Here is a 7,578-nt window from a genome sequence, read left to right as displayed (position 1 = left end):
AGAGGCGTGAACGGTTACAATATATGAACAATAGAGCAATTTTTATTGATTGATGAATGACCTACTTTCTAATTAAATGGTGTAAACTTTTACTTTATGCACCCTTCCTTTCACACTTATTTCCCCTAATTCAATAAATTGAAAAGCAGAATGGTCTGCTGCAATATAAGTATATTCACTAATAAGGATGTCTGTGTTTAGTTCTTTGGTAGAGTTTTCGATTCGTGCAGCCAAGTTTACAGTATCACCAATAGCGGTGTATTCCATGTGTATATCCGTTCCGATATTACCTACAATAGCACTGCCTGTATTGATACCAACGCCAATCTGGATTTCAGCACCTAATCTTTTTGCCCAATCTACATTGATTGATTTAAGCGCCTCACGCATTTTTAATGCAGCATGAACAGCATGGTCTTCCTGATAAGGATCATCAACAGGAGAGCCAAAAATTGCTAAAAAGCCATCCCCTAAATATTTATCTAATATCCCTTGTTGGGAGATAATCGCTTCGATCATTTTTTCAAAAAAATGATTCAGAAAATTAACTACTTCTTCCGGTTTTATTCGTTCTGAAATGCTTGTGAAATTGCGAATATCACAGATTAAGATAGTGACTTTACGTCTCTCACTAAATATCTGTGGCAATTCGCCAGTTTTCATTATTTTTTCCGCCAAAGCATGGGAAACAAAACGTGTTAAACTCGTCTGCAGCATGTTGCGCTGCTTTAATCCTTCCACCATATTATTAATCACTTGACCAACTTCCGCAAACTCATCTTTTGTGTGAATTTCAATATGTTGTTCTATATTCCCTTGGGAGATATTTTTTAAGGTAGTTGTGATTTTATGTAGGGGTTTATTGAACCACCGGAAAAGAAGCCAGCCTAAAAAGATTGCGAATAAGAATGTTAAGGTAAAAACAACAATACCAGAGAAAAGGAGGGAATGAAACCTTTCTTCAACGGCGTGAGCATTTACATCTACCCGAATATTCCCAATGTATTTTCCATCCATGTTTTTTATGGGATATATGGCTGTTAGCCATTTACCCCACACATCTTCAACAAATTCGGGCAGGATAGTGGGCACCTTATAATTTACATTGATGGCTTTACCTGAGGCGCTCCTAAATTTCATGGCTGTGCCTAATTCTGTTTTATCTATACCCCTTTCTTCAGCATCTACGGCAAAACGGAGTATTTGAGGATTTTGAGAGTCGGGAAACAGGCTATAAATAAAATTGACATAAACATCGCTTCGACGATTGGCATCACGTACTTGACGAAGTTTCTTTTCAAATTCTCTATAAAGAGGGGTGTCTTCGGAGATGCTCAGATTAAATTTCTGGGCATCCTCAGCATTAATAAGGACAGCTGTTGTGGCAGCAATAGATAATGCAGACGAACCAACCTCTTTATAGACTGTCTCTTTGCCGTATTGATAAGACAAAAACAAAAATATACCATTGGAAATGATAACGATTAACGACAAGCCTAAAAAAAGCTTAGTTCGATATTTCATCATATCCCCGGTATTATCTGATTATTATAATAAAGTATTGGATAAAGATAAGAATAAGTAAAGACGATGAAGAATCCTAGTCTGCATCATCCTAAGCCCCTGGGAAATCAGGAGCTTGATAATAAGTTACATGCTTGGTTGCATTGCTACTTCAGTGTCTTCTGATAATTCATCAAAAATATTAAATTTGAATGAGCTAGAGTTTGTATTAGTATTATTCGTTTTAGTAATATTATCATTATTAGCAGGAGTAGAGGATTCCCCTTCTTTAAAGAACCTATGCTCGCCTATTTTATTAAGTAAATAATAACTACCTAGTGCCAAGCCTGTTGCTGCTGTAGTTCGAACAGCGTCTTTCCCAGCAATTTTTGCAGCTTCAATAATAGTTTTACTAATCATATTTTCATCCTGATTAATAATTAACTTAATTGTTAATTATTAAGTTAATTATTTTAAATGAATTTTTGTTAAAAGCAAGCGACTAATTAACTTTATGATAAAAAAATATCTACATTGTGCTGACATTAAAAAGATAACTTGAAGAAAAATTAAGGAATAAATACGTTGGTATGGAACAGGTGGTGATTTGAAAATCAACATCCATGTTGAATTGAATTACATCTTTGAAGAAGGGGATTGTATTGAAGATTCAGGTTTCACCTCATCAGCAGCTTTACGTCCCGGCCAAATTCTTTTTAATGGCTCGTCCCCCATTAAGTGATCGACTCCGAAAATGATACCGAAAGTTAATGCGGTAGGAATGCTTCTTGCAGCAACTTCTTTTAAATAATTCCCTACTACATAAGAGTATACGGCTTGGCGAATACCGATGTTTTGTACGTGTGATTTTACTTTACCAAACATCGTAAAGGTTGATGTGGTAAGCAAGTGGCCATTTTCCATTTTGGATGTCAATAATTTTTTATCGGCATAACCATTAGGGATGGTAGTTAGCATCGTTGCAATTACTCCGGAAGTAGCACCTCCCAATATTTTATTATATATTGGAGTATCGAACTTATAAAAACCGCTTACATAATCGCCTGCAATACCCAGGAATGCAAAGTTAAAAATGCCTGCAATAGAACGAGAGCCCCAGTTTACTTTAGTTAATTTCCACCAGTTAGGTATAGACCACTTGAAGTTCTCTGAAGTAATGATACCCACATTCTGCAACTTCGCTTTTGAGCCTAATCCATTGCTGACCACCAAATCTGCTTGAGAAAATAACAATGTTCCTAAGTAGCGCTGATGCATTGGTATTTCTTCTTCTTCTGTACCTCGGTTGGTTTGTTTGTGTGTTACAGCCACAGCACCACGTTGTTGACCTGCGATAACAGCAGGAATAAAGCCTCGATACAAGCCACGGAAAAGTCCTCCATTCAAGCCCGTTGGTGTTCCTGCTGAATGTTGCATTCTAGTTAGTAACGCGTTAAATGGTTGAGTGACTGTAGAAACACTGAAAGAGATAATTGCAGTTTTAAAAGTTATATTTGAAAGATCATAAACGGTAAATGATGGAGTTTGATTCGAAAGTTGTCCACCTGATTTTTCTCTACGTTCTTGCATGATTAGTTCCCCGCAATAAAATAATAGTATGTATAGGATATCAATAATTTATTAAGTCAATATTAAGTGGTGAAAAAATATTGAAAATTATGTTCGCATAATGAAAATATTGATGATTTTTAGTGTTTTGGATCAATTTTGGATTAAAAGGCAAGTTTCAATTGTTCCCAGTATAGATTATAAATTGCTAATGTTTCTTCTCCGATATCACGTTGAAAATAACCTTTTTTTAGTATTTCTTCTGATGGATAAACCATGAGATTATTTTTTATAATGGGAGGCAATAAAGCTCTTCCTCTGGCATTGGTGATCGCATGACCTTCTTTTAGTGCTATTTGAGCACTTGTTTCTGGCTTTAGTATGAAATTAATGAATTGAAGCGCTTCTTTTAAATGAGGTGGGTTTTTAGGAATAGCTAAGCAATCCACCCAAAGAACAAACCCATCTGCAGGATAAATGAATTCAATAGCCTTATTTTCTGAATGTGCTTTAAAGGCATCACCATTCCATGCTGTCCCAACCACAGCGTCTTCATCAATGAGGATGGACTGGATGCTATCACTGGCAAACAATTTAATATTAGGTACTAATTTTAATAAATGCTCATAAGCTTTTTTTATGTGCTCAGGGTTTGCATCGTTCGGGTCAAATCCTAAACTCATGAGGGCGATAGCAAACACTTCACGTGAGTCGTCCAGTAACATTAACTGATTGCGCCATTTTGGATTCCATAGCTCCTGCCAGGTTATAGGGGGTGTGGATATGCTATTATGATTAAAGAAGATCCCTGTGGTACCCCAAATGATAGGAACACTATATTGGTTTCCTGGGTCGTAATCATTCTGTACAAATTTCTTGTCCAGATTGCGAATATTGGGGAGTTTCTTATGATCAATTGGCTGCAGCATACCTTGTTTTTGCATGCGCTCTACGAAATAAGCGGAAGGAAGAATGACGTCGTAAATAGTGTGCCGGCTAGCTTTTAGCTTGGCATACATAGTTTCATTACTATCATAAGTGGAAAAATTCACTTTAATCCCTGATTCTCGTTCAAATTGCTGAATCACTGGTTTGGGTATTTCCCCACCCCAGGCATAAACATTAACTACTGGATTAGAAAATGACTTAAAAGTAAGGAAAATAAATAATAATGAAAGATATTTCATACTAATTTCCCTGACAAGCGATGAGAAATAATAACCAGGAGCATGGATAAGCCAAAAGTAATGGAACACAGCGCATTCAGTTCAGGAGTGACACCGGCACGTACTAATGAATAGATGGTTAGAGGTAAGATAGTAAAATCAGGCCCCGCAACAAAATAACTGATTATCACGTCATCAAATGATAAGGTGAAACTTAAAAGAAAGGCACTTAAGACAGCAGGCCATAGTAAAGGTAACAAGATCTTCGTTAAGGCAATATAACGGCTGGCGCCAAGATCCAGGGCGCCAAAGTAGATGTTAGGATTTAACGTATTGATTCTTGAGTTAATGGTCAAAATTACAAAAGGAATTGAAAAAGTAATATGGGCAATCAGTAGGCTTAGAAAACCAAGAGGTACTTTTGTAACATTAAAGAAAATTAGTAATGCAACACCAAGCACCAAGTCTGGAATGATAACCAGTAATAGTAAGAGAGTATAGAGAATAAGACGATGTCTGGTGCGGAATAGAAATAAATTGATTGAAGCTAATAGCCCCATTGTAGTTGCTATCAGAGAGGCTCCAAGGCCCAAAATAACTGAATTGAAAAAAGCAGACCATAAGTCATGGTCATGAAATAATTCTTGATACCATCGCAATGAGAAGCCATGCCACTGCAATGAAAATTTAGCATTATTAATTGAATAAAGAACGAGCACCACGATAGGAATATAGAGTAAGGCATAAACTAAAAAGAGAAAGAGGCGCTGGGTTAATGTTTTCATCGAATGACCTCGCTTTTTTGGCGGCGAAAGACAAACATTAAAATAAGTAGCATAGAAGTTAACACCACACTGGTAGCAGAGCCTTCAGGCCAATCCCCCAGAACGAGAAATTGATTTTGAATTAAATTACCTAATAAAATAGAGCGTGCCCCACCTAATATATTGGGAATATAAAAGAGAGTCATTGCAGGCAATAGAACCAGCAGGCAACCCGATAAAATCCCGGGTGCAGTATTTGGTAAAAACACCCGAGTGAAAATAGACCACTTGTTGGCTCCTAAATCTTTGGCTGCTTCAATTAATCTGAAATCAAAGCGCTCCATATTGGTGAAAATAGGGAGTACCATAAAGGGAAATAAATTGTATACTAGGCCAATAATCACTGCAAAATTGGTATAAAGCAGTGGTAAAGGTGTCTCAATCCAGTGTAATTTCAGTAATATGGCATTTAAAATTCCCTTATATTTGAGAATGGCAATTAATGAATAGGTTCTTATCAGTGAACTCGTCCAGAAGGGAATGATAATGAGCAATAATAAAATGGATTGATGCTTGGATTTGATCATTAAATAACTAAAGGGATAGGCAATTAACAGGCAAAGTAGGGTAGTGATGCAAGCGATCAGTAAAGAGCGGAAAAGAATTTTTGCAAAAACGGGGGTGAATAAAACCGTGTAATTTTCCAATGTCAATGGTAAGGAAACTAGATGCATGCTATCTTTTGACAAAAAACTGGCAATGAATACTATCAATAATGGAATAAAGCAAAAAACAATTAACCAAAAGTACAACAAATAGAGTGAGAATGATCTAGCCTTCATAAGGTAATAGAACCTCCCAGCCCGGCAACCACTCTACCCATACGCTTTCATTCAGCGCATATTCCAATTTATCATCGTCTTCATCAAAAAATTCTGAAGCATTAATTATTTTTCCCGAAGACAGCTCTACTTTTAGGTCAACAGTGGAGCCTTTGTAGATGATATCCACGATACGACCCGGCAACATTCCTTCTGTGCTATCGACTTCATGTAAACTCCAAACCCGAATATCTTCAGGACGGATAATTAAATGCAGTGGTTCGTCAACTTGATAGTTGCCTGTATTTTTACAAAGTAATTGTACCCCTTCTACCATAGTAATGAGGTTTTGGTTTTTAATTGAATGAACCCGAACATCAAATATATTGGCCTCGCCAATAAACATGGCGACATGAAGATTTGCCGGTGTTTCATAGACTGCTTTGGGTGTTCCAATTTGTTCAATGTGGCCATGATTAAAAACAACAATACGATCCGACATAGACAATGCCTCTTCTTGATCATGAGTGACGAAGATAAATGTCATATTCAAGGTTTTTTGCAATTGCTTCAGCTCCGATTGCATGGCCTTTCGCAGTCGATAATCCAGTGAGCTTAATGGCTCATCCAGTAATAATACCTGTGGTCGATTGATAATGGCACGTGCAATTGCAACACGTTGTTGTTGACCACCACTTAATTCTTTGATGTTTCTTTCTGCTAAAAAATCAAGTTGAACAAGTTTTAATGCATCAATTACTCTCTCTTTAATTTCTTGATTTGGAGTTTTTTTACAGCGCAAAGCAAAGGCTACGTTTTCAAAAACGGATAAATGAGGAAAAAGAGCGTAGCTTTGAAAAACAGTGTGAACATCACGTTTTTGAGGGGGTAACCGGTTAACACATTGACCATTAATAAAAATTTCCCCTTGAGAGGGCTGTTCAAAGCCAGAAATAAGGCGAAGAAGAGTTGTTTTCCCACAGCCTGAGGGACCAAGCAAAGTTAAAAATTCGCCATTATTGATACTTAAGGATACATTATTCAAAATGGGAGTATTACCGTATGATTTGTAAACCTCACGGATTTCAATAAGTGGTGTTGCCATTTGCGGTGTTAAATAAAAAAGTGCAATTATGGTCGTAGTTGATTATCTTGTCCAGGGTCTGTTATCAAAATTCTCTATACGTGACAAAGAATCTGTCATTAGCTTCAATCATCCAAAAAGAGGTTATATAGATTAATTTATAAAAATTTATAAAAGCACTGGGGCGTTGACAATTGCCTTCACCGCCTACGTGCCGCGGCTTGTCCCTGAGAGATGATCACAAAAAGTGAGCATAACCTTTTGAAAAAAAATAATAATTTTTTTGGAGTGCATGAAGGATTATGATCTAATAGGGTTTGACGACATTATTATGAGGTTCACCTGGCATTAATTCCACATAAGGAAACAGGGGTATTATTTACAAACAAAACCCATCGATTTTGGCTAAGCTGTGTATCTTGAATTTCATCAATCGTTTGCTGTAGTTGCATACGTGATTGAGTTATTCATTTTCCATTCATGTTGTTAAAAATAAATCAAATATGTTATTATATTAACCATTAACAACAAATTAAGATCACTTTAAATGAAACTATCCGCTACAAACGAACCCCTAGCAGCCAAGATATTATTACGTGAACCCTAAAACCAATGTCATTCACTTATTAATGCCTATTATGAGTGGCACAGACATTGGTTTGGATAATACG

8 protein-coding genes are annotated in these 7,578 nt (G+C 36.6%); 1 reads left to right on the top strand and 7 read right to left on the bottom strand.

Going from position 1 to position 7,578, the window contains the following annotated elements:
• Positions 1–72 precede the first annotated feature (72 nt).
• The 7 genes from OK13_RS13275 to potA all read right to left on the bottom strand — a co-directional run bounded on the left by OK13_RS13275 (position 73) and on the right by potA (position 6,928).
• A complete protein-coding gene (locus OK13_RS13275) occupies positions 73–1,524 on the bottom strand; it encodes an adenylate/guanylate cyclase domain-containing protein (protein ID WP_035891564.1) in 1,452 nt (483 codons plus the stop codon).
• A 126-nt stretch (positions 1,525–1,650) separates the two neighbouring features.
• Entirely contained in the window at positions 1,651–1,923 is a 273-nt protein-coding gene (locus OK13_RS13270) for a hypothetical protein (protein WP_035891563.1), read from the bottom strand.
• Positions 1,924–2,139: 216 nt separating this feature from the next.
• Positions 2,140–3,093 carry a hypothetical protein gene (locus OK13_RS13265; protein WP_035891561.1) on the bottom strand — a complete coding sequence of 318 codons (954 nt, stop codon included), beginning with the start codon at positions 3,091–3,093 and terminating at the stop codon, positions 2,140–2,142.
• A gap of 143 nt (positions 3,094–3,236) precedes the next feature.
• On the bottom strand, positions 3,237–4,259 hold the full coding sequence (locus OK13_RS13260) for an ABC transporter substrate-binding protein (RefSeq protein ID WP_035891559.1): 1,023 nt from the start codon (positions 4,257–4,259) through the stop codon (positions 3,237–3,239).
• Positions 4,256–5,023 (bottom strand): ABC transporter permease subunit, encoded by a 768-nt coding sequence (locus tag OK13_RS13255; protein WP_035891557.1) that lies wholly within the window; start codon positions 5,021–5,023, stop codon positions 4,256–4,258. Before OK13_RS13255 ends, OK13_RS13260 begins: the two co-directional genes overlap by 4 nt.
• Positions 5,020–5,844: an ABC transporter permease gene (locus tag OK13_RS13250; RefSeq protein ID WP_035891554.1), complete on the bottom strand. Its 825-nt coding sequence runs from the start codon at positions 5,842–5,844 to the stop codon at positions 5,020–5,022. Before OK13_RS13250 ends, OK13_RS13255 begins: the two co-directional genes overlap by 4 nt.
• Complete coding sequence (potA, locus tag OK13_RS13245) at positions 5,834–6,928, bottom strand: spermidine/putrescine ABC transporter ATP-binding protein PotA (protein ID WP_035891551.1); 1,095 nt, start codon at positions 6,926–6,928, stop codon at positions 5,834–5,836. Before potA ends, OK13_RS13250 begins: the two co-directional genes overlap by 11 nt.
• 575 nt (positions 6,929–7,503) lie before the next feature.
• On the opposite strand from potA, the gene OK13_RS16220 reads away from it, so the two are divergent.
• Positions 7,504–7,578, top strand: a 75-nt coding sequence (locus OK13_RS16220) for a hypothetical protein (protein WP_160264758.1), incomplete at its 3' end; no start/stop codon positions are given.

The organism is Legionella norrlandica (assembly GCF_000770585.1).
GTDB classification, from domain to species: Bacteria; Pseudomonadota; Gammaproteobacteria; order Legionellales; family Legionellaceae; genus Legionella; species Legionella norrlandica.
The sequence above is the reverse complement of the archived record's forward strand: the minus strand, read 5'-3'. Positions and strand labels throughout refer to the sequence as shown.

Bases quoted from the DNA above. Each gene is read 5' to 3' on its own strand.
- OK13_RS13275 (WP_035891564.1), bottom strand. From the start codon at position 1,524: ATGAAATATCGAACTAAGCTTTTTTTAGGCTTGTCGTTAATCGTTATC.
- OK13_RS13270 (WP_035891563.1), bottom strand. From the start codon at position 1,923: ATGATTAGTAAAACTATTATTGAAGCTGCAAAAATTGCTGGGAAAGAC.
- OK13_RS13265 (WP_035891561.1), bottom strand. From the start codon at position 3,093: ATGCAAGAACGTAGAGAAAAATCAGGTGGACAACTTTCGAATCAAACT.
- OK13_RS13260 (WP_035891559.1), bottom strand. From the start codon at position 4,259: ATGAAATATCTTTCATTATTATTTATTTTCCTTACTTTTAAGTCATTT.
- OK13_RS13255 (WP_035891557.1), bottom strand. From the start codon at position 5,023: ATGAAAACATTAACCCAGCGCCTCTTTCTCTTTTTAGTTTATGCCTTA.
- OK13_RS13250 (WP_035891554.1), bottom strand. From the start codon at position 5,844: ATGAAGGCTAGATCATTCTCACTCTATTTGTTGTACTTTTGGTTAATT.
- potA (WP_035891551.1), bottom strand. From the start codon at position 6,928: ATGGCAACACCACTTATTGAAATCCGTGAGGTTTACAAATCATACGGT.